The sequence below is a fragment of the Prevotella sp. tc2-28 genome (assembly GCF_900107705.1).
GTDB lineage: Bacteria > Bacteroidota > Bacteroidia > Bacteroidales > Bacteroidaceae > Prevotella.
In genome coordinates this window covers 1-21,873 of sequence record NZ_FNRE01000015.1, presented here as the reverse complement: position 1 = coordinate 21,873, position 21,873 = coordinate 1, and the positions used below count along the sequence as shown (strand labels likewise).

Annotated in this window: 23 protein-coding genes; 14 read left to right on the top strand and 9 right to left on the bottom strand. The window is 41.2% G+C overall.

Going from position 1 to position 21,873, the window contains the following annotated elements; genetic code table 11:
• Positions 1–123 precede the first annotated feature (123 nt).
• The 3 genes from aspS (at position 124) to BLU47_RS12410 (ending at position 2,694) form a co-directional block, all read left to right on the top strand.
• Positions 124–1,884: an aspartate--tRNA ligase gene (aspS, locus tag BLU47_RS12420; RefSeq protein ID WP_091963323.1), complete on the top strand. Its 1,761-nt coding sequence runs from the start codon at positions 124–126 to the stop codon at positions 1,882–1,884.
• A 114-nt stretch (positions 1,885–1,998) separates the two neighbouring features.
• Positions 1,999–2,289, top strand: a complete 291-nt coding sequence (locus BLU47_RS12415) for a winged helix-turn-helix domain-containing protein (protein ID WP_091963320.1) — start codon at positions 1,999–2,001, stop codon at positions 2,287–2,289.
• Between the two features lie 69 nt (positions 2,290–2,358).
• A complete protein-coding gene (locus tag BLU47_RS12410; protein WP_091963317.1) occupies positions 2,359–2,694 on the top strand; it encodes a hypothetical protein in 336 nt (111 codons plus the stop codon).
• On the opposite strand, the gene BLU47_RS12405 is transcribed toward BLU47_RS12410, so the two are convergent.
• From BLU47_RS12405 to BLU47_RS12395, 3 genes are read right to left on the bottom strand one after another with little or no spacing between them, the layout of a single operon-like run.
• Complete coding sequence (locus BLU47_RS12405; RefSeq protein ID WP_091963314.1) at positions 2,677–3,270, bottom strand: acyltransferase; 594 nt, start codon at positions 3,268–3,270, stop codon at positions 2,677–2,679. The genes BLU47_RS12410 and BLU47_RS12405 overlap by 18 nt on opposite strands.
• Entirely contained in the window at positions 3,260–4,420 is a 1,161-nt protein-coding gene (locus BLU47_RS12400; protein WP_091963311.1) for a glycosyltransferase family 4 protein, read from the bottom strand. Before BLU47_RS12400 ends, BLU47_RS12405 begins: the two co-directional genes overlap by 11 nt.
• Before the next feature lie 12 nt (positions 4,421–4,432).
• On the bottom strand, positions 4,433–5,569 hold the full coding sequence (locus BLU47_RS12395; RefSeq protein ID WP_091963308.1) for a glycosyltransferase family 4 protein: 1,137 nt from the start codon (positions 5,567–5,569) through the stop codon (positions 4,433–4,435).
• Between the two features lie 98 nt (positions 5,570–5,667).
• Between BLU47_RS12395 and BLU47_RS12390 the strand changes: the two genes are divergently transcribed.
• The 3 genes from BLU47_RS12390 to BLU47_RS12380 are packed head-to-tail and all read left to right on the top strand — an operon-like array spanning position 5,668 to position 9,018.
• The gene (locus tag BLU47_RS12390; RefSeq protein WP_091963305.1) at positions 5,668–6,831 is read left to right on the top strand and encodes a glycosyltransferase family 4 protein; all 1,164 of its coding nucleotides are present in this window, start codon (positions 5,668–5,670) and stop codon (positions 6,829–6,831) included.
• Positions 6,828–7,979 (top strand): glycosyltransferase family protein, encoded by a 1,152-nt coding sequence (locus BLU47_RS12385; RefSeq protein WP_091963302.1) that lies wholly within the window; start codon positions 6,828–6,830, stop codon positions 7,977–7,979. The genes BLU47_RS12390 and BLU47_RS12385 overlap by 4 nt, the downstream gene beginning before the upstream one ends.
• Positions 7,980–7,998: 19 nt before the next feature.
• Positions 7,999–9,018, top strand: a complete 1,020-nt coding sequence (locus BLU47_RS12380) for a glycosyltransferase family 2 protein (RefSeq protein WP_176780584.1) — start codon at positions 7,999–8,001, stop codon at positions 9,016–9,018.
• On the opposite strand, the gene BLU47_RS12375 is transcribed toward BLU47_RS12380, so the two are convergent.
• Both BLU47_RS12375 and BLU47_RS12370 read right to left on the bottom strand, forming a co-directional pair.
• Positions 8,942–9,922, bottom strand: a complete 981-nt coding sequence (locus BLU47_RS12375) for a glycosyltransferase family 4 protein (RefSeq protein ID WP_255402190.1) — start codon at positions 9,920–9,922, stop codon at positions 8,942–8,944. The genes BLU47_RS12380 and BLU47_RS12375 overlap by 77 nt on opposite strands.
• A 224-nt stretch (positions 9,923–10,146) precedes the next feature.
• Positions 10,147–11,169, bottom strand: a complete 1,023-nt coding sequence (locus BLU47_RS12370) for a glycosyltransferase family 2 protein (RefSeq protein ID WP_091963291.1) — start codon at positions 11,167–11,169, stop codon at positions 10,147–10,149.
• 88 nt (positions 11,170–11,257) lie between these two features.
• Between BLU47_RS12370 and BLU47_RS12365 the strand changes: the two genes are divergently transcribed.
• The 3 genes from BLU47_RS12365 to BLU47_RS12355 are packed head-to-tail and all read left to right on the top strand — an operon-like array spanning position 11,258 to position 14,384.
• Complete coding sequence (locus BLU47_RS12365; protein WP_091963288.1) at positions 11,258–12,121, top strand: glycosyltransferase family A protein; 864 nt, start codon at positions 11,258–11,260, stop codon at positions 12,119–12,121.
• Positions 12,118–13,254, top strand: a complete 1,137-nt coding sequence (locus BLU47_RS12360) for a glycosyltransferase family 4 protein (RefSeq protein WP_091963285.1) — start codon at positions 12,118–12,120, stop codon at positions 13,252–13,254. The genes BLU47_RS12365 and BLU47_RS12360 overlap by 4 nt, the downstream gene beginning before the upstream one ends.
• Positions 13,255–13,256: 2 nt before the next feature.
• On the top strand, positions 13,257–14,384 hold the full coding sequence (locus BLU47_RS12355; RefSeq protein ID WP_091963281.1) for an acyltransferase family protein: 1,128 nt from the start codon (positions 13,257–13,259) through the stop codon (positions 14,382–14,384).
• On the opposite strand, the gene BLU47_RS12350 is transcribed toward BLU47_RS12355, so the two are convergent.
• Positions 14,381–15,322, bottom strand: coding sequence for a glycosyltransferase family 2 protein (locus tag BLU47_RS12350; protein WP_091963278.1), 942 nt, complete (start codon positions 15,320–15,322; stop codon positions 14,381–14,383). The two genes, BLU47_RS12355 and BLU47_RS12350, sit on opposite strands and share 4 nt — an antisense overlap.
• Before the next feature lie 96 nt (positions 15,323–15,418).
• On the opposite strand from BLU47_RS12350, the gene BLU47_RS12345 reads away from it, so the two are divergent.
• Together BLU47_RS12345 and BLU47_RS12340 are read left to right on the top strand one after the other, a co-directional pair.
• Positions 15,419–16,732 carry a DUF6056 family protein gene (locus BLU47_RS12345; protein ID WP_091963276.1) on the top strand — a complete coding sequence of 438 codons (1,314 nt, stop codon included), beginning with the start codon at positions 15,419–15,421 and terminating at the stop codon, positions 16,730–16,732.
• Positions 16,725–17,705 (top strand): acyltransferase family protein, encoded by a 981-nt coding sequence (locus BLU47_RS12340; RefSeq protein ID WP_091963273.1) that lies wholly within the window; start codon positions 16,725–16,727, stop codon positions 17,703–17,705. The genes BLU47_RS12345 and BLU47_RS12340 overlap by 8 nt, the downstream gene beginning before the upstream one ends.
• Positions 17,706–17,726: 21 nt before the next feature.
• On the opposite strand, the gene BLU47_RS12335 is transcribed toward BLU47_RS12340, so the two are convergent.
• The 3 genes from BLU47_RS12335 to BLU47_RS12325 form a co-directional block, all read right to left on the bottom strand.
• Positions 17,727–18,137 (bottom strand): HU family DNA-binding protein, encoded by a 411-nt coding sequence (locus BLU47_RS12335; RefSeq protein WP_091963269.1) that lies wholly within the window; start codon positions 18,135–18,137, stop codon positions 17,727–17,729.
• A gap of 193 nt (positions 18,138–18,330) precedes the next feature.
• Entirely contained in the window at positions 18,331–19,512 is a 1,182-nt protein-coding gene (locus BLU47_RS12330) for a glycosyltransferase family 4 protein (protein ID WP_091963264.1), read from the bottom strand.
• Between the two features lies 1 nt (position 19,513).
• A complete protein-coding gene (locus BLU47_RS12325; protein ID WP_091963260.1) occupies positions 19,514–20,350 on the bottom strand; it encodes an alpha-1,2-fucosyltransferase in 837 nt (278 codons plus the stop codon).
• A gap of 313 nt (positions 20,351–20,663) precedes the next feature.
• Between BLU47_RS12325 and BLU47_RS15295 the strand changes: the two genes are divergently transcribed.
• From BLU47_RS15295 to BLU47_RS12315, 3 genes are all read left to right on the top strand, one after another.
• A complete protein-coding gene (locus BLU47_RS15295; RefSeq protein ID WP_091963255.1) occupies positions 20,664–21,104 on the top strand; it encodes an acyltransferase family protein in 441 nt (146 codons plus the stop codon).
• Complete coding sequence (locus BLU47_RS14575; RefSeq protein ID WP_143025569.1) at positions 21,104–21,595, top strand: acyltransferase family protein; 492 nt, start codon at positions 21,104–21,106, stop codon at positions 21,593–21,595. Before BLU47_RS15295 ends, BLU47_RS14575 begins: the two co-directional genes overlap by 1 nt.
• A partial coding sequence (locus tag BLU47_RS12315) for a helix-turn-helix domain-containing protein (RefSeq protein WP_218131549.1) occupies positions 21,592–21,873 on the top strand: 282 nt, incomplete at its 3' end. The genes BLU47_RS14575 and BLU47_RS12315, both read left to right, overlap by 4 nt.

The following is a 21,873-nucleotide window of genomic DNA, read 5'->3' as shown; positions in this document are numbered from 1 at the left end:
TTTATCAATTTTAACACAAACGCGCCATTTCCATCAATAGTTCCATCTTTTTCCCTTAAATCTTTTTGCTGTTTCATTAATAATTCATACCTTTGCAGGTCGAAAGAAAAACAATAAATAATAATGTATAGAACAAAGACTTGTGGTGAGCTCCGGCTCACGGATGTTGGCAGCGAGGTAACGCTTGCTGGCTGGGTACAGAGAACGAGAAAGATGGGAGGCATGACCTTTGTCGACCTACGTGACCGTTATGGCATTACACAGTTGGTGTTTGACGAATCTAAGGATGCTGCACTCTGCGAACAGGCTAACAAACTCGGACGCGAGTGGTGTATTCAAGCTACTGGTAAAGTGAGTGAGCGTCAGTCAAAAAATGGCAAGATGCCAACGGGTGATATCGAAATCTTGGTGGATAAACTGAACGTGTTGAGTGAGAGCCAGACACCTCCGTTCACCATTGAAGACCAGACCGATGGTGGTGACGACATTCGCATGAAATATCGTTATCTGGACCTGCGTAGAAATTGTGTCCGTAAGAATTTGGAGTTGCGCCACCGTATGACAATTCTGATTCGTAATTTCCTTGATAACCTGAACTTTATCGAGGTGGAAACACCTATCTTGATTGGTTCAACACCAGAGGGCGCACGTGATTTCGTGGTTCCCTCACGTATGAATCCAGGTCAGTTCTATGCACTTCCTCAATCACCTCAGACTTTGAAACAGCTGCTGATGGTCAGTGGATTTGATCGTTATTTCCAGATTGCCAAGTGCTTCCGTGATGAAGATTTGCGTGCAGACCGTCAGCCTGAGTTTACGCAGATTGACTGTGAGATGTCTTTTGCTGATCAGGAAGACGTACTTAATATATTCGAGGATTTGGCTCGTCATCTGTTCAAAGAGGTACGAGGTGTGGAACTCCCTAAGTTGGAGCGTATGACTTGGCATGAAGCCATGCGTCGTTTCGGTTCAGATAAACCCGATCTTCGCTTTGGCATGGAATTCGTAGAGTTGATGGACGTGCTGAAGGGTACGGGAACCTTCCCTGTGTTCGACGAGGCAGAGTATATCGGCGGTATCGTCGTTCCTGGCTGTGCTGACTACACCCGTAAACAACTCGATCAACTGACTGATTTTGTGAAGCGCCCGCAGGTAGGAGCCAAGGGACTTGTCTATGTGAAGTTCAACACAGATGGAACAGTGAAAACCTCTATTGATAAGTTCTATACACCAGAGGTATGGGCTAAACTGAAGGAGAAAACACAAGCCAAGGATGGTGACCTTGTGCTGATTCTCAGTGGTGACAAACCGAATAAGACCCGTACGCAGCTTTGTACGCTCCGCCTCGAGATGGGTGACCGTCTGGGACTGCGTGACAAAGATACCTTCAAGTGCTTGTGGATTGTTGACTTTCCCCTCTTCGAGTGGAGTGACGAGGAACAGCGTCTGATGGCTACGCATCATCCGTTCACACTGCCCAATCCGGACGATATCCCCTTGTTGGATACAGCACCTGAAAAGGTTCGCGCTGTTGCCTATGACTTTGTCTGCAATGGTATCGAAGTTGGTGGCGGATCACTACGTATTCATGATGGCAAGTTGCAGGAGAAGATGTTCCAGATTCTGGGCTTCACGCCAGAGCGCGCAATGGCTCAGTTCGGATTCCTCATCAATGCCTTTAAGTATGGTGCTCCTCCCCATGCAGGTCTTGCCTTCGGTCTTGACCGTTTCGTAAGTATCATGGCTGGTCTTGATAGTATCCGTGACTGCATCGCCTTCCCCAAGAACAACAGTGGTCGTGATGTCATGTTGGATGCACCGGGTGAACTTGACCCTAAACAGCTGGAAGAACTGCAGTTAAAGATTGACTTACATCAAGAATAAAGCAGAAATAAGAAAAACTCAGCGGTAAGTGAGCATAAATTTTCTGAAAAGTTCTTAATTTTGCACGCAAAATATAGAATATCCATTCAATAGTGTATTAATATTTACAAAATTATGGCAGAAAAGAAAACTACAAAGAAGGTTGCTGAGAAGGCACCCGCAAAGAAGGCCCCTGCAAAGAAGGCCGTTGCTGCTAAGAAGGCAGTGTTTACAGTAAACGCTGAGAATGCTGGTTTCAAGGCTGGTGATGTTTATCAGGCTCTTGCAGCTGCAGAGAAGGCTATGACCGTTAAGGAGATTGCTAAGGCAGCTAAGATCAGCGAGGAGGAGACTCTGCTGGGTCTGGGTTGGCTCTTCAAGGAGGGTAAGCTCGCTACCGCTGATGACAAAGTAACTTTGGCTTAATTTCAATTAAGAAGAATAAAAAGGGGCCGGTAAGCTACAAGGCATACCGGTCTCTTTTCGTATCAAAACATGACGTACGACAAACAGATACTACATATACTGGCTGTTGCAGGTGAACAGGGGATAAGCGTACAGGCTATTGCTAAGCACGTTTATAATATGAACCACACCTTCTTCACGACTCCTGATTACGAAGAATTACGCAATTATATCCAGCAGTATCTGTTGCGTAACAGTAAATCGTCGCAGTCACTGATAGAAAATGTCGGACGTCGCGGCTATTACCGACTGAACACGGCAGGTTCTGCGGATGCACAGCAAATGGTACTCCAGTTTCGCGAGGAGCAACAGGAAACTAAAGAAGAGAAAACCCAACAGGACCTTTCATTAAATCTGTTTGATTAGTTTGGCAGGTACACCACCCACAAGGCTGTTGTCTGGCACATCTTTCGTGACAACGGCACCTGCTGCTACCACACAATGATTACCGATTGTTACACCTGGCAGAACTACTGCATTGGCTCCAATCCATACGTCATCTCCGATGACGACGGGTTTGGTGGTGATGCCTTGCTCATCGATGCGTTTCGTCGTGTCCTCAAAACGATGGTTCAAGGCTGTGATGGTAACACCTTGTGCCAGGTTTACGTGACTTCCGATACATACCGGACCGATAATTGTGTTATGAATGCCGATGCGTGTGTGGTCACCAATTACGATATCGCCCACAGCATTGTTAACACAACAATATGATTCAATGACACTCTTTCGTCCGAGGAAAAAACGACGGTAGGGTGGTGTGTCCATCCTGACGCTCCAATAAATTTTCGAATCCCTTCCCCGATGCTGATACAATGGTGCCAGTAAGCGAATATACCATCTAGGACGAGCATCACGTTGGTTCATGATGAGGTAGTCTAGCCATCGCTTCAGTCTGGGACTGTTTTTCAATCCTTCACGTATTCCTTCTTTATCTTTCATATATAATGTCTTTCCATTGTTCGATGATATGTGAAATGTCAAATCGCTGGGCTATTTGCAAAGCCTCTGCAGATGCTTTTGTCCAATCTATTCGGGTGGCAAACTCCAATTGTTGAGCCAGTTGTTCTACATTTCCGTTCGTGAAATATATGCCGAAGTCACCCATGATTTCCTTACTGGTTGGGAGATCAGACGAGACGATAGGTAGTCCATGAGCCATCGCTTCAACCAAGACGAGTCCAAATCCTTCCCAGCGTGAACTGAGCACGTAGACCTGTGCCTCAGAATAGTAGGTTTGGATGTGGTTTGTAAATGGATGGATATGTATTCGCTCTTGCAGTCCGTATTCTGCAATCATCTTTCTGTATAACGCCTCTTCTTCTCCTTCTCCGACAATATCAAGCGTCCATTCCTTGTCTTTCTTGGTAAACAAGTGAAAGGCTTCAATGAGCAAGTCGAAACCTTTATGTAGTCGGGAAAAACGCCCAACAGCTAGAAATCTTTTGCTGTTCCCTTGTGACAACTTCCCTGGTTCAAGCGTCAAGGGGTTGTATATCACTTGCACGGGGAAAGAATATTGACTCGCGTCATCATGACTAAGAACGATGGTCTCATTCAATTTTTTCAACTGGATTTCGTAGAACTTTTGAACCTCGTCACCGATATATTGAGAAGACTTTCCAAACAAAGCTTTGTATGAGTTGTGGATCCATCCAATCAGCTTGACACCTTTCAACTCTTGTTTACATGCTGCCAAACGTACTGCAAGAGGGGCATGTACTCCGACGATGACATCATAGTCTCCCGCTTTTAGCTTTTCTGTCAGTGCTTTTCGCTTTTCGGAAGGAAAAGAACTATGACCGTATAGCTTTGAAGTAAATTGGTTTTGAGGGATATACTTCCTATACAGATAACTATATGCCTTGCAAAAAAGCAGTTTCCATCGAGAAGTCTCTGGATAAGAGAAAAAGCGATAGTGAATCTTTGCTTCATGAAGTCCATAGAGAGCAGTATTCTCCAACGAAGGCGCGTCCAGCGTAACGATAGTTACGTCACAGTCTTTTGCCAGTTCCTTCGCAATGACTGCTGTCACGCGTTGCACTCCTCCGTATGAGAAGATGGAATCCATTAAGAAGCAAATTTTTTTCATATTATAAGACTATCACTTTCGTTGATAACATGTGTCGTACACCTCTTTGTAGACTTGAAGAAGACACTCTGCCGTTTTCTTCCATGAGAAGAGCTTGGCACGATTCAAGCCTATTTGTTCTTGTTTCTTATAGAATACCTCATCGGTCTCCAAACGTAACATCATCTGGGTGATCTCTTCGCTGTTTTCTGGATGAATGAGGATAGCATCAGTGCCTGCAATCTCTGGCATGGATGACGTGTTACTCGTAATGACAGGCGTTCCGCAAGCCATCGCTTCCAGCAGAGGAATGCCAAAACTCTCACGTAGCGAGGTGTAGAGAAAGGCAAAGGCACCATTGTAGATGTAGGGCAAGTCGCTATTGACAATATAACCGGGCATTACAATATTATCCCTGATATTTTCAATGTGGTTGCGTTGAATGATGCTGTTAAGGTAGGCAGAATCCAAATCGGCCATCAGCAGTTTTCGTTTGACATTTGATAGTCTCAGGTAGTTAGAATAAGCCACAAGCGTCCGTTCCGTATTCTTCTTGGGGTCGGTATTGCCGAGGAAGAAAAAATAGCCTTTTTCAGAAATGTATTTTTGACAGATGTTCTCTGTGTCCTTTATCTGTTTGAACCATTCGTTATAGCCATTGTAAATCATCGCCATCCGTTCGCGAGGGATTTTTAGCTTTTCGACAATATTTTCCAGTTCGAAATTGGACACCGTAATAATGCGCTGGCACTTGTTTAATATCCTGGGCACATCAAGTCTACGATAAAGCCATCCCATGTTCTGGTATAAGGAGTGGTTTTGTTTGTCGCGTGGTTCAAGGAAGATAATGTCATGTAAAGTCAGCACTAGTGGAATATCACACCAAAGGGGGGCGGTATTGCTGGTGCAGTGAAGGATTTCAATCCCATGTTTCTTCGCTGCACGTGGCAGAGCCCACTGTTCCCAAAGTGGGTAGGATGGACAATTCAGTTCAATGATGTGTATATTCTTTGTGCTTTCGACACATCTGTCCTCTCCCGGCTTAACAAACACATAATATTCATTCTCTGTGTCTAGCTTCTGCAATTCTTTAATATCCTGCAGTACCACATAGTCCATGCCGTGTTTGTTTTTACGGAATATCCGTTGTGCTTCGATGCCGATAATCATACTTGTCTCGATTCTTTTGATAGATTGGACAAAAATACAATAAAATTTTGATTATTCCAAATTTTTGTCGTACTTTTGTGCCATCAACCAAGATGTGTATGGATAAGCGTCCTTTAAAAATTGTATATGTTACCCCCGCTTTGTATATGGCAGGAGGAGTGGAGCGCGTATTGACACTGAAGGCCAACTATTTTGCGGAACATTTTGGTTATGATATTACGATTATTCTAACAGAGGGCAAGGACAAACCTTTGTTTTATCCCTTGTCGGATAAAATCAAAGTTGTCAATCTTGATATTGGATTTGAAAAACTTTGGACTTGTTCATTTGCCAAGAAGGTGTTTGTCTATTTATCGAAACAACATCGTTTTAAACGATTGCTTACTGCAGAGCTGATGCATCTTCGCCCAGACATAACCATTAGTCTGCTGCGTCGTGAAATTAATTTCTTGAATGACATAAAGGATGGGAGCAGGAAAATCGGCGAAATGCACATAAATCGGGCTAATTATAGAAATTTCAATACTGAAAAGGCAAATCTTTTAAAGAAGCTATTTGCAAGGTTCTGGTTTTTAAATCTTTTGCATCATCTTCAAAGTCTTGATAAGTTGGTTGTTCTGACAGATAGTGATCGTGAGTCATGGGTTGAATTGAATAATGTAGTTACTATTCCTGATCCGTTGTCTTTATCTCCAACAACGATTAGTCCTTTAACTGAGAAACGTGTCGTTGCAATAGCCCGTTATTCACATGAAAAGGGAATAGACTTGTTGTTAAAAGCATGGTCTATCGTTGAAAAGCAAATTTCAGATTGGAGATTAGATGTATATGGTGATGGGGATATAACTCCTTATGAACAGCTGATTTCGGAATTAAAGATTAATAGGAAATCTTGTCAGTTGCATGGAAGAACTGATGATGTGGAGAAAGAATATTGTAATAGTAGTGTCTTTGTTTTGAGCTCTCGTTTCGAAGGTTTCGGCATGGTTCTTACAGAAGCTATGGCTTGTGGCCTTCCCGTCGTGTCTTTTGATTGCCCTTGGGGACCTCGCTATATATTATCTGATGATGAGGATAGTATCTTAGTTGAGAATGGTCGTTTTGATTTATTGGCTTCAAGCATGTTAAAGTTGATGAACGAGAAAACTCTTCGACAATCTATGGCTCAAGCTGGATTGAAGAATGTTAAGCGTTTTGAAATAGAGAATATTGCAGAACAATGGAGAAGCGTCTTTGAATCATTAAATCCAAGTGCATCATGATTATATTATTTCTTGTCTATCATGGATTTTCAGAGGTCAGTGGAATCTCCAAGAAAATTCACTATCAAGTGAAGGGACTTCGAGAGAATGGACATGATGTGCGCCTGTGTTACTATGGCTTTGCAGAAAATGGTCATCGTTGTCGATATATTGATGATAAGGTCATTATGGACTATGGTAAGGGCAAGTGGGCAGGAATTCGTCAACGTTTAGACTACGATTGCATATATAACTATTGCATACAAGAGGGTATCCAGTTTGTATATGCCCGTTGTTTCCAGAATGCTAATCCCTGGCTGATTCATTTCTTCAAGAAATTAAAGCAAGCTGGTATTCGTTCTGTGACGGAGATACCGACCTATCCTTATGATAGCGAGTTTGTTGGCTTTCCGCAGGAAACACGCCTTGGCCTAAAGATAGACCAGTTGTTCCGTCGGCAGCTCTATGCTCAAATGGATGCTGTTGTTACTTTTTCAGATGCTCAGGAAATTTTCGGCCAGCGTACTATAAACATTAGTAATGGTGTAGATTTCGATAGTATTCCGTTGCATCAGTCCCCCCTCACTTTAGAGAGGGCGGGGGGAGAGGTCCCTCTTCATCTCATCGGTGTTGCGGAAGTACACTACTGGCACGGTTATGACCGTTTGATTGCCGGTATTGGCGAATACTATAAAAATGGAGGAAAGAGAGATGTGTTTTTCCATATCGTTGGTGGGGTGGGACCAAGCGAGATGTATGACTCCACACACGCTCCCGGTTTTGCTGAACTGATGGAAAAATACCAGATTAAAGACAAGGTGATTTTCCATGGACAACTCTTCGGACAGCAACTGGACGAAGTCTTTAATCAATGTCAGTTTGCTATTGGCTCACTAGCTCGTCATCGTAGTGGCATAACAAATATCAAGCCATTGAAGAACAGAGAGTATGCCGCACGAGGAATCCCATTTATCTATAGTGAACAAGACAGTGATTTCGATACGCAGTCATACGTTTTGAAAGCACCGGCTGATGAGTCTCCAATATCAATACTGTCTATCATAGATTTCGTAGATTCCTTCAGTATGCAGCCGATAGATATTCGACAGTCAGTAGGGCATCTGAGGTGGAAGATGCAGATGCAACGTGTATTGAATGAATTGTTTTAACTCCCAAAAACGACCAGCGATGAAGAGTGCAGAATTTGACATAACGGTTATTATCCCCGTTTATAAAGTTGAGAAATTTATTGAGCGGTGTCTTTGTTCAGTGATGAACCAGACATACGGGAAGCCATTTGAGTGTATTCTTGTTAATGATTGTACTCCAGATAATAGTATGTCAATAGTTAAGCGTATCATTGATGGTTATCGGGGAAATATTTCTTTTAGAGTCATTAATCATGAAAAGAATAGAGGTTTGTCAGCTGCACGTAATACGGGAATCATGCAATCTCGGGGTAGTTATCTACTATTTGTTGATTCTGATGACTATATCGTAGAAGGTTGTTTGGAAAAGCTTGCGTTTCAATTGGAGCAACATCCTGATATAACAATGGTATTAGGTAATACGCAGAATAATTTGTCAAATACAATCAAGGTTGGTGAAGTTCCACTTTGCAGTTATGACAATCATGTGATTAGGAAATTATTTTATTCTCATTCCCTTCCTGTTACCGCCTGGAACAAATTAATACGCAAGGATTTTATTCTTCAGAATCGGTTTTTCTTTAAAGAAGGTCTGTTGTTTGAAGATTTGAATTGGTCTTACCGCCTGTTTCGCATTTTACCGTCGTATGCCTTTGTCCCAGAGGTTACCTATTCGTATGAGGATAACCCTCAATCTATTATGCGTCAAGCTGATAGGGACTTTGAAACTCCTGCAAAAAGTTATATGTATATTTTTGAGGATGCTATCGAGCATATTGACAAAGAATTGTATGTAGATTGTAGTCTGTTTATTGCGTATTTTATGTTGATAGTTCAAGATAAGATGAATAAAAGTAGACTTTCGGACGGAATTCGGCAGCAGTTTACGCAACTGAAGAGACGGTTGATGAAAGGGGCCTTATCAAAAAGTCATTTTCTCCTTGCCTTATATTTGATGATACTATTTAATCCGTGGAGTAGGCTTACATACTTCCGCTTCTTCCGTCATCATCATCATCAAATTGTTCGTCTTGTGCGCAAGTTGTCAGTTTGGGATTGATGAGATGACAAAATAGGGATTCCCATTGTCGCATGATGTTCTCCCTCTTGTAGCGTTTTATATCTTTCTTTGCTTGAAGACCCATAGTGCATCTTAGCTTTTCATTCTCAATCAGTTTGCATACGTAGGTGGCGAATGTATTAGTATCCTTGTAGGGAGTAATATAGCCGTTTCTTCCATGACTGATGATTTCTGCAGGACCATTTGGACAGTCGAAGGCCACACAAGGCAGTCCACATTCCATGGCTTCTAATAAAACCATAGGAAAACCCTCAAAACGGGAAGTCATCAGATAGATAGAACTCTCCAAATATTTTTCTTTGATGTCTGTAGTAGGGGCATTAATGATTATATTTCTCTGCAAATGCTTGCTATCAATACGTTGCTGTAGTTCTTCTTTCAATTCCCCAGCTCCGTATATGTTCAGAGTCCAGTCTGGGTGTTGCCGAGCAACGAGTTCCCAAGCATCTATCAGATAGTCGAGCCCTTTTTGTTCGTTCAGCCGCCCCACGCAGATAGCCTGTTTGTTCATACAGGTACAGATATGTTCTTCTTCAAAAGGCAAAGAGTTAGGGATAACCTCTGTTTTCACGAATGGACTCCAAGCCTCAGCATCTCGTTGAGTCAGAAGGACCAACGCCTTCAGTTGGCTGACATTCCGTTCATGCTTGTGTCGCCAATAGTGAGCTATCTGTCGATATGGAAAACCGCGTTGCTCCATGAGGTGAAAATTGCGTACGAATGGCTTTGCAATGTGTGACTCTGCTATTTTGATGCTACCGTCATGGATGGAGGTCAGTATATCCATGTCTCGCCCTAGGGTGGAAATGACGATATCAGCCTTTTCACGAAGAAGGGTATCTTTAAGTTTCTTCTTATATTGACGCATGAGTCTGAAGTACATATAAGCCCTCATTAACAATCCATGTCCGTATTCCTGACTGAAATCTATGGCAAGGTCGATGATTCGAACTTTCTCTGAAAGAGGGTAGATAGGAGGCCTGCCTAATTGCGTATCGGTAATGAATGCAACCTCATAGCCGTGCTCTGCTAAATAGTTTGCTTTTTCGCTTAAGATTCGGTCTGCACCGCCTTTAGTGACTAGACCAGTGTAAATATATATAATCTTCATGCGTAGAATGCTCCTAATATTTTATAGTACAATTTGATGAGTGAACAGTATTTATACAAAACCTGGTGTCTATAATACCCAAGATTAAGCAGATGGCTAAGTGGAAGGAACAGATGAAGTTCATAGATAACTTCCAAAGGTCTGAATTCTTTCAGATGCCTTACAAGTAATTCTTTTTTTAACTGATGCAGCAGTTTTTTTGTATCATCCTCAATCCCCATCTTATTGGCGTTATAGACTATAGGCATCAACTTGCTGAGAATAAAAACGATGTTTTGTGGATAGAGTGAGTAGTCAATATCCTTGATAATTTCCTTCATGACAATAATGAAGCTCCTTGCAGGCTTGTCAAATTTTTTGCTGGCTTCTCTCATGATAGAGTTGCTGTTGGATGTCCTATAAAAATAGGTATATTGTTTGACGCGGTAGTATTCTTCGACGTATCGATAAAAATAATAGCACCAAAGAAGATCTTCAAAGAGGATCCCTTCTTTGAAAAATACTTGATGATTGATGATAATTTCTTTTTTGATAAGTTGGTTCCATACACGGGGTATGATTTTGGAATCCATCAAATATTTGTATAGCATTTTTTCTCCACATATACTTGATGGTAAGTCACTCAGCGGAGATGCATCCCCTTCCATAAAAACTTCTCCATCGATAATATCTGCATTAGGATGCCTCTTTAGTTCATTGACAAGTGTTTCAATGGAATTAGGGTATAGACGGTCATCTGAGTCAAGAAAGAATACATAGTCGGTTGTCGACTGTTGGATGCCTATATTTCTTGCAGCAGATGGCCCTTTGTTGGTATCGTGATGTAATAGCTTGAACTCAATATTCCCCTGATAATGGTTAATGATATCTGATGCGATATCTGCACTCCTGTCTGGTGAGCAGTCATCGACTATAATGCACTCAAAATTGTCATAAGTTTGGCTGATAATAGAATTGAGGCATTCTGCGATAAAATTCTCAACGTTGTAGACAGGTATGATAATAGAGAGTTCTTTCATCTTTTTTCTGTTCTTTTTCGCAAAATTACGGAGAAAAGTTTATATTTCAAAAAAAAAAATGCTATTTTTGCAAAATAGATTTAAAAAAATGGCAAATTGGTACGATAAATACATGACCATTTACGGGAAACCTTTTAGTGAGGTGCCCCAGCAAGTGATTGATGAGACTCGTGAACGGTTAGCGCGTTTACAGAGTTCAGAACCATTAGCATCTATCGTAGTTATTGGCTATAATGAAGAGACACATCTGCAGGCATGTTTATGGGCTATTAGTGAAATCCAATGCAAATATCCTGTTGAGATTATCGGTGTTGACAATGACTCAAAAGATCGTACTGCTGAGATTTATGAAAAGTCAGGTATCCCATTTTATACCGAATACCAGCATTCTTGTGGCTATGCTCGTCGTTGTGGTCTGCAACATGCCAAAGGGCGTTTCTATTTTGATGTAGACAGTGACACACTTTATCCTCCTCAGTATTACGAAGTAATGATTGACCATCTGTTGAAACCGGGAGTCTCGTGTGTTTCTGCCACTTGGGGCTATTTCCCAGATGCTAATCATTCTGCCTTTGGTTTGAAGATGTTTGAGATGACTCGCGACCTGTTTTTGTGGATACAGCACTTTAAGCGTCCAGAACTGTCTGTCCGTGGTCTTGTCTTTGCCTATAATGCTGATTATGGACGGAAGGAACCCTATCGTGTTGACATTATCCGAGGTGAAGATGGTTCGATGGCCTTTAATCTGAAGAAATATGGTAAGATAGTCTTTGTCCGCGATTCACGTTGTCGCGCTATCACTGGCTATGGAACGATGGGGCAGGAATCACTATGGAAGAGCTTCCTGAATCATGTTAAGGTTCAGATGAAGGGCATCACGCGTATTTTTCATAAGACTACTCACTATGTTGATAGTGATGACAATCTCGTCTCAAAAATGAAGAAGCAATGAAGATAGTCTATGTCGTGGGTGGTCTGCTTGCTCCTAATGGGATGAGTTCGGTGCTGAGTGCTAAAATCAATTATTTGGCAGAGCATACGGACTATGAACTATATATGATCCTCACGGAAAAGGCTGGGCAGAAGTGGTATTATACCATCAATCCGAAAGTGCATTGGGTGAATTTTGATATCAACTTTGATGAGTTGGATACCATGCCATTTCTTAAAAAACTGTTCTTTTATCAGCAGAAACAGCGTAGATATAAGAAGATGTTTACTGACTATCTGATGCAAGTTCGCCCAGATATCACGGTGTCCACTGTCAGGAGAGAGATTAATTTTATCAATGATATCCCGGATGGTAGTAAGAAGGTAGGAGAGATTCATTTTAATAAATCAAACTATCGGAATGTACATATACCAATCCTACCTGCTTGCCTTAATCGATATTTGTCGCAATTGTGGATGGAGAGGCTACAGAAACAAATCGCTCGCCTTGATAGTTTTGTGGTACTGACTCATCAAGACGCTGCACATTGGAAAGCCCTTTCTAATCTGCAGGTCATACCTAATTTTATAACTCATATTCCAGCAGAGGCATCTCATGGGAACCGTCAGCGGGTTATCGCCGTTGGGCGATATGATAGAGTAAAAGGTTTCGACCTGTTGATAGAGGCATGGAAACAGGTCTGTCAATATCACTTGGAATGGCATTTGGATATCTATGGAGCCGGAAATCGAGAGGAATACCAACAGATGGCTGACAAAATGGGAATGAAGGATGTTGTACATTGTAATGGACCTGTTACAGATATAGATACCCAATATATATCATCCTCTTTGTTCGTATTGTCTTCACGGAATGAAGGTTTCGGCTTGGTGCTCGTAGAGGCGATGGCTGCTGGCTTGCCAGTTGTATCTTTCGATTGCCCCTGTGGTCCTTCTGATATTATTAAGAACGGAGAAGATGGTCTGCTCATTGAAAATGGGAACGTCCAGAAACTGGCTGATGCAATTTGTTGGATGATTAGTCATCCGGAGGAGCGGAAACAGTATGGAATACAGGCCCGTTCTCATGCGATGAAGTTTACGCAGGTAAAGGTAATGGAAATGTGGCAGGAACTTTTTGAGAAATTAGTATAAGGATGGCAAACAATATTCCTTCTTCAACGGCAGATGCTCAGTCAACTATTGTCAGTAGGTTGCGATTCCCGTTGATTTTGTTAGTGGTCTATATTCACAGTTTTGGCATTCCGGCAGAGGATACCAATGTTCCCCTTTTGCATTCGGGATTTTATGAAATGGTGAGAACATTGTTATCTGGAATGATTGCTCATTCCGCCGTTCCAACTTTCTTCTTTATCTCTGGCTTCTTGATGTTCTATCGGGTGGAAGGTTATAGCCTTCAACTCTATCGTACAAAAATGAGGAATCGGTTCTTTTCTCTATTGATACCTTATATTATTTGGAACCTGATAGCACTGGGTGTCTGGTTTGTTCGTCAAATAGATATGGGACTTGCTGCGGATGAAGTAGTGTCACACTACATGGAAAAAGGTATTTTCTCCTGCTTTTGGATTTTCTACATGATAGGTGGTGGTAGTGTTGACTGGTTTGGAAATGTCAGCCATCTGACAGCACCTGTTGATTTGCCTCTGTGGTTTCTTCGCGACTTAATCGTTGTTTCTATCTGTTCTCCCGTAGTATATTTTGTTATTAGGCGAGGGCGGGGGTGGGCGTTATCCTTCCTTGCAGTCTTATTCCTTTCCGGGTTGTTCCAAAACAGTCCAGGTCTATCTTCTTGTTGTGTCTTTTTCTATAGTTTTGGAGCATGGTTCAGTATTACTAAAAGAGATTTTGCAACATTCTTCCATCGTTTCTTCCAACCAGCCTTATGGTTGTATGTCTTGTTGTTGGGTATAATGGTTTGGAGACACGGAACGGAAGCGGCATCAATGTTATTCCCGTTGTTACGGTTGATAGGCATGTTTGTGTTCTTGGGTTTTGCTGAATGGGGTGTTCGGCATACTTCATCTTCCTTGCCACCCGTTTTCGCAGAAGGTTCTTTCTTCGTGTTTGCTGTTCACTATGTGATTTTTTTGTCTTTTGTTGATCAATTGGTAGGAAAAGTATTCCCAACAACACATGAGGTGACACATGCCTTACAATATCTTGTTGCTCCATTGATAAAGACATGTTTGTATATTGCTGTCTATTACTTGTTGAAGCGGTGGATGCCTCTAGTTACTTCTGTTTTGATAGGCAAGCGTTAAGAGGCTTGTTTCCCCTTGTACTCGTTAATTAAATAGGTCGGACGATTCTTGGCCTCGTTGAAAATGCGTGCAATGTATTCACCCAATATGCCGATGGCGATAAGTTGCATTGCTCCTAAGAAAAGCATGACGGTCATGATGGTGGGATAACCTTGAACGGGGTCGCCCCAGATTAATACTTTGGCAATGATCCATCCCATATATCCTAAAGCCCAGATGGCGATGATTAATCCGATGAAGGTTGCAAAGCGAAGTGGGGCAGTGGTGAAACCTGTGATTCCTTCAATAGCTAGGTTGAACAAAGCATGGTAACCCCAGTTTGACTGTCCTGCCACACGGTTACCTCTATCGAAGATGATCTCTTTTTTGCGATAGCCAATCCAGCAGAACAACCCTTTCGTATATCGCTCACTTTCACGCAATTGTTTCAATGCGTCAATACATTTTCTGTCTAATAGGCGGAAGTCCCCCACATTACGAAGGACCTCATACCGCGTTGAGTGGTCGAGAATATTATAAAAAAGCAGCGAGAACTGACGTCTGAGCCAGCTTTCTTTCCCTCGTGAGTTTCGCTTGGCATAAACATCATCATACCCTTCTTCCCAGTATTTCAGCATCTCGGGAATCAATGAAGGCGGGTCTTGCAAGTCTGCGTCCATAATCACCATGCAGTCACCTTTCACGTGGTCAAAACCTGCCAGCATGGCATTCTCTTTGCCAAAGTTGCGTGAAAGGTCGATATAGGATATTCTGCTGTCTTTGGCATATAGTTCCTTAATGATGTCAATCGTCCTGTCCTGACTACCGTCATTTACAAAGAGTAATTCCCAGTTGTAGCTGGTTTCGCTGTCCATTAGTTTATTGACTTCCTCATAAAGTTTCGGCAAAGACGCTTCCTCGTTATAGCAGGGTATGAGTATAGAAACAAGTTTATTCATCGTCAAGTATGTTTATGTCGTTGCAAAAATACGAAATAATTTCTTTCTATCAAAATTTTTGTGTACTTTTGCATGTGATTATTCATTTGCTGTTTCATGAAAGATATCCTTATTAAGATATTCGCATTGCTGACTCTGCTTTTTGTTTATGTGATTTCTTCACGTACTCCGTTGATGTGGGAAGATGTTGTGTATACCTTGAAGGCGGATGCGTCATTGGGTGCAGCTATGAGTAACTCGGCAGTAGCTGATACCATACAGTTGGGGCGTTATGAACGAGTCGAGTCTATACCAGATTTGCTTGAGTCCAGCTATTATCATTACATGAATGCCAATGGTCGTCTCTTCCCTCATATGACGAGCCAGGTATTTGGTGCGCTGATAGGAAAACCAGTGTTCAATGTATTGAATGCCTTCGTGTTCTTTTTGATGATAACGATGGTAACGTTGCTGATAGTAGACCATCGAAAGCGATTCTGGAAATGGTGGGTTGTGGTTTTGTCGGGACTTTGGTTGTTAATGCCCGAGACGAATACCTGTTTTTTCCTGATGACTTATGCTTTGAACTATCTGTGGAGCTCTGCTATTTGTGCATCATTCTTGTATTTGTATTTTTTCATAGGTCACCATCGCGTATCCTCTTGGTTAGTTGGCATGGGTTGTGTCTTCGCTTTTGGAGCAGGGTGGTCACATGAGGGATTGGCCGTTGGCATAGCAGCAGGCTTGTTCTTTGACCAGTGCTTTGATATATATAGTCATCGGTTGAATACTCAAAAGCTGATCTGGGCAATCTGTTTTGTTGCAGGAGCCTTCTTGTTGTGTATAGCTCCGGGAAATTTCAATCGCACAGATGCTGCATTGCCATTATATAATCATCTATTGTCTTTTTCCCGACTAAGAATCTTCTGGTTATTCCTCTTGGCGTGGGTTGTCTTCTCCAGAAGTACAGATTTTATAAAGCAGAATCGTTTACTATTGGTAGCATTGGCTTTTCAGTCGCTCTTCTTATTCTATGTGGGCTATCGAAATGGCCGAGTGCTATGGGGTACGGAGCTGTTCTCTTTTATCTTACTTTTAAAGGTCTTTGCTTATAAAGAACGAAATGGATATTTCCTCACGAACCTTTCTTATACTTGTCTACTGCTCTTGGTTGTGCATTTCTCTTGGCTCGTTTATCGTTCTGGCGAGGTACGCAAACAGTATGATGAAGTAATAGCGCTATATTTGCACAGTCCTAACGGTACTGTCTATTACGATTTGCATCCAGAATCACATATTGTGAAAAGATACATTCCTACTCCCCTTTGTAGTGAAAGACCTTTCGAACTTCTAACTTTCTCGCTATATTATACTAAAGCCGCAAAGCATTTGAAAATCATTCCAACCGCTCTGAAAAATAATTATGAATAAGCAACGACTAGACTATATTGATATTCTGAAAGGTCTTGGTATCCTAATGGTCATATTCAGTCATTCTGGAGCAGAAGAATGGTTGATGTCAAATATGGGAGATTTTTTTGTCCCTTTGTTTTTTATTGCATCAGGATATACATATAAATATCATGATGAATCTTATCTTCATCAATTTTCTAAAAGAGCAGTTAGATTACTGAAACCTTATTTCTTTTTTAGCATTGTAATGCTCTTGCTCTATCAACGTTTCTCAATCTTTGATATTCTTGGCGTATTCTATTCCCGATACTGCCTTTATCCATATCATACTATAGACAACATTTTTTTGATGGGGGGAGGTAATCCTCCTCTGTGGTTCCTGACTTCCATGTTGTCAGCTTATATTCCGTTTCTTTTCTTAATGAAAAACCAGGAAAAGGCCAATTGGATTCTGATGTTTTTTACTATCTATACTTTTGGCTGTCAGTATATTCCAATACTGCTCCCTTGGAACTTGGATAATGCCTGTTTGGTGGCTGCATTTATGTATGCAGGAGTTGTATTACGAAGCGATAAATCATTGTTGAGTCGGTCGGATTATACATATATTTTGACATTGGTATTTTTTTTCTTAGTCATTTTATTCAATGGAGGCGACAATCTATCTGTTCGTGAATATGGTCGCAGTTTTATACTTTATTATTTAGGTTGTGTTTTAGGGGCGGTTTTCCTATTATGGTTGTCAATAAAGATAGAGAAAACCCCGTTGGGGGGGCTTTTAGTTGATTTTGGTCATCATTCTCTCGTTATCTTTTGTTCCCAGATGTTTCTTTTACGAATTTGTCATCAAGTGTTTCATTCAATGTTACATTTTCCAACTGAAGGCATTGTGTTCTATATGATTACCCTCATAAAGATATTATCGGTAGCCATCGTAGGAATGTATATTTCAAGAGGCATGAACAGGTATATGCCTTGGCTGTTTAAGTAAATCCAGACGATGTAACAGTCTTTATTTTTTTATCTTTCTTAATTTCACACCCTCACAGAAATCGTAGTGGAGCTTACCGCTTTTACGATGGCCAGTAGGAGTGAATTTGCATACAACTCGTTTGACATGTTCATCCAGTTTGTAGTCTTCTTTGTTGTCTACAGTTTCACTTTCCACAGTGAGATGAAAACTGCCGAATCCGTCAAGTTTGACCGTGTTTCCCATCTGTAGTTGTTTTTTCATTTCATAGACCAGAGCTTTTAATACTGCATACACATCGCTTTCCGTGACAGAGTTGTCCATACTGATCTTTTCTGCGATAGTTGCTAATGACACGTCTTGCCACTTTACAGCCTTCCCATACCATTTGTCTGGCTGCCCCTTTCTTTTCATTTTCTGTACTCTAATTTGTAGCGCCATAGTCTTATCCATTTTTGTTATTGTTTACTTTGGTGATTTTGTGTAATCTCATAAAATTCCTATTCCAAATAACGATTTTTGCAACTCATTATTGCATTTGGATTAACAAAAGATGATGTAAAATGATATATTTTGCGTCACAAAACCATATGTTTTACATCGTAAAACCATATGTTTTGCTATGATTTGAGTTAATATGATTACCTCAAATAGTTTGTATTGCTTTAAAGAAATCTTTTGCAAAACGTTCCTTATCGAAATATTTGGAGTGCAAAAGTCCAGCCTGACCTAAAGCTTTCCGCTTCTCGGGATGTTGGTAGAGATTGCGGATAGCGGTGGCCAAATTGTCGACAAAGTATTCATCGGTGTCGAGGAGGATAGCCGATTCTTCTGTTACTTGTTCTGGTATTCCTCCTCGCCGAGTAGAAATAATGGGAAGCCCCGTAGCCAGTGCCTCTAGAACCGTTGTGGGGAAGGGGTCGTCCCATACGGAAGGAATAACGGCAATGTCGGCTATTTGTAAGTAGTTGGGCATCTGGGCATAAGGAATGAATCCTGTGAAAATAATACGGTCAGACAGATGTGCGGCTTTTTCCCTCAAAGCTTTTGCAAAAGAGTTTTCATTATCATCGTTACCATAAAAGGAACTGCCTATCACAAGAAGTTTGATTCTGGGTAAGTCTTGAAGCAGAGTCATCGCTTCTATCAATTGCATGATGCCTTTTTCTGCAGTCACTCTTCCGCTGAATACCATCACAAAATCATCCTCTTGAAGACCGATACTATTGCGGTTGATACTGTGGTTGCAAGAAGAAAAAGCATGCAAGTCTATACCATTGTATACGGTTGTTGTCTTCTTGTCATAATGATTGATGGTCAGTACGCGTGACTTGATATAGTCGGAAACGGTTATAATGCAAGTAGCTGCATTGTAAATGTCTAGTGCTTTTTCCGATTTGCTGTCCAGTTTCTCATTGTGGAGATGATATACTAACTTGGCATTGGAAACTTCTTTTAGCTTGAGTGCATAAGCAGGGCGATTTTCTATCAAAATGATGTCGTAAGAGCGTCTGCTTATATCCTTAATGGCTTCTTGCAGATAAAATTCTATCGTATAGTGGTAGTACTCTTCGTGACGTGTAAGCTGATGCCATTTCTTTTTCAACTTGGCCCATAATCCTGTTACCTTGATATATACGTAATGGTTGACAGTAGATTGTAAGGCAGGATGTCTTTCCACATCAGGGTGCCAGACACTATAGATGGTAATATCGTGTAGCCTATGCTGATTGTTGTATTCCAGGTAAAAATCTGTCAGATTTTCCACTGCTCCTCCTTGAACAGCAGGAATAGGAAGTATGCCTGAGGTCAATATCGCAATTTTCATATTACCAGTCTAATATTTCTTTACCGTTCTCGAAATGGAAATAGTCGACAATCTTGGAGAAGTCACTTTCTGAAAACTGTTGATTTTTCACTTCTAGAAAACAAAGTGGAATTTCCCCAATAAATGAAGCCCAACGGGAGTAGCTGCTGAAGGGACCGATGATGCGGTCGCAGAGACTAAGCGTATAGAGATCAAGAATGGCTCCTGATGGTTCTTGTCCAAAGCGACAACAATGGCATCCATTGAATATGTCCAATGAAAAATTTTCATTGCTGCTGATGAAAAATGATACTTTTCTGTCTTTGTATAACTCTTTTACGTTCAGCATGAATTGATGGTAGTCTTCTAATTCGTAGAAAAAACGTCCGTCATTCCATGTGACATAGTCCCCGCGACGTATATGTACCCCAACCACTATGTCAGATACTTGCTTCAGTTGGGCTATCATCCCCTCCGCTTTCTGCATAATCTCATCCTTGGGACGGAAGATTCGCTTTAGCTCTGGCAATGTCTGTTGAAGATAGCGGGTGTCAGTCCTTGTACTCCATCCTTTGGTGAAGCCGAGGAAGTGGAAGATTTTATCCCATGTCTTGTTGTGAGTCACCTTCCATGTCAACCCCTTATAATTGTTCCATCCGTTACCCCGTTCCAAATACCATTTGTGCCATAGTGGATAGTATATGAACGGAGCATGGAGCAGATTGGGAAAGTCCTCGATGGTCCAGTCGAAGAACAAAATAGCCATTCGCTTGCGCTCAGCAACACACTGAGCGACACTTGCAACATAAGTCCATAGACGGTTGCATGTCTGACCTGGGGCATCACAGATGATTCTCATACTGCATTCCAAAATTATAAAAAGATATCTCCCTTATATTGAATTCTTCTGCAAAGATAGTGATAAAAACTGATTTTTACGTGTTTTAGAGAGATGATTCTTTATTACATGGAAAAATTTTGTTTTTTGTTTGGTTCCCACAATATATTTTCCTATTTTTGCACCATAATGGTAAATCAGTGTAGAATAAATTGGATAGACTGGGCCAAAGTAATGGTTGTCTTATATCCTTTTATAGTATGCGCTTTTCGGTCTTTCCCAGCGGCATTGGGATAGTCAAAGAGATAGGAATTACGAAAATGAATTGTCAATCATGCACCAAAGAATAGCAGAAATAGATTATCTTAAAGGAGTGATGATTATACTTGTCGTCATGTTTCATTTAGTAGCATTGGATATAGCCTATCCAACGGTACGTATGGCTGTCTACACATTTCATGTTTCGGTTTTCTTAATTATATCCGGTTATTTGACTAATATTAACAAGAATCCTGCGGATTATGGAAGATCCATACTTCGGCTTATAGTGCCTTATATCATTTGCGAGACAGTTTATATGCTGCTGTTGCATTTGTTCGGAGATGGGGTTAATGCGACGCTTTCGATGGATGTCTTGACACTGAAGGATGTAGCCATTCGCTTGCTAGTATACCCAGTTGGTGCTTATTGGTATTTACAGGTGTTGATAGTCTGTGGCATTGTTTATTACCTGGTGTTTCATTTCAAATGGCTAATTCATCAAAGTTCTTGTTGATGAGTACTATTGTTTATGCCATCGCTTATTCTGTCAGACATTATGAGGTAGTACCCATTATGGCAGGTAGTGGCTTTGTATGGGAGAGCGTCTTGTTTTTCCTTTTAGGCGTTCTGATTCGTTTGTCTGGAATACCATTCACTAAAGTCTTTCCTGCCTCATGGTTCGCATTAATTCCTCTGGTCATATTACTCTCTTCGAGAGATCATTTATTCAGAGGAACTTTGCCAGGGTTGTTCATTACCTTATTAATAATCTGTTTCCTGCTGTTTGCTGTTAGATATATTGGTAATCAAGGAAGGTCCTTACTCGGTTATTTGGGACGCAACTCATTGGCAATTTATGTGTTCTCCCCCCTTTTTGTGGGTGCCTCAAAATTTGTCGAACCATTTTTCCGTTTCGACTCTACAATGATTTGTTATGCCATTGTAGCTACTTTTTTCTCAATCATAGCAAGTTTAGGGTGTTTGTCTTGCCCTGAAAAACGTTGAATCAAAAACAACGTTTAAAAATGGAGAAAACAGAAGATTCAGATTTGTTGGAGTTGCAGGAACTCGCACTAAAGCACAAAAACGTCAAAAAGCACAAGTCTTTGGCTGAAATACGCATGATAGTCAAGGCCCATTTGTTAAATCATGTGCCAACTGAGCAACTAAGTGCAGATTTTGGTGTTAGTAGTAGGACAATTCGAAGATGGATTAGTACCTTTGCAGACGGGAAAGTGCCTGAGCGTAGAAGACAAGGCATTCCAGATGTCAAACCAAATCCG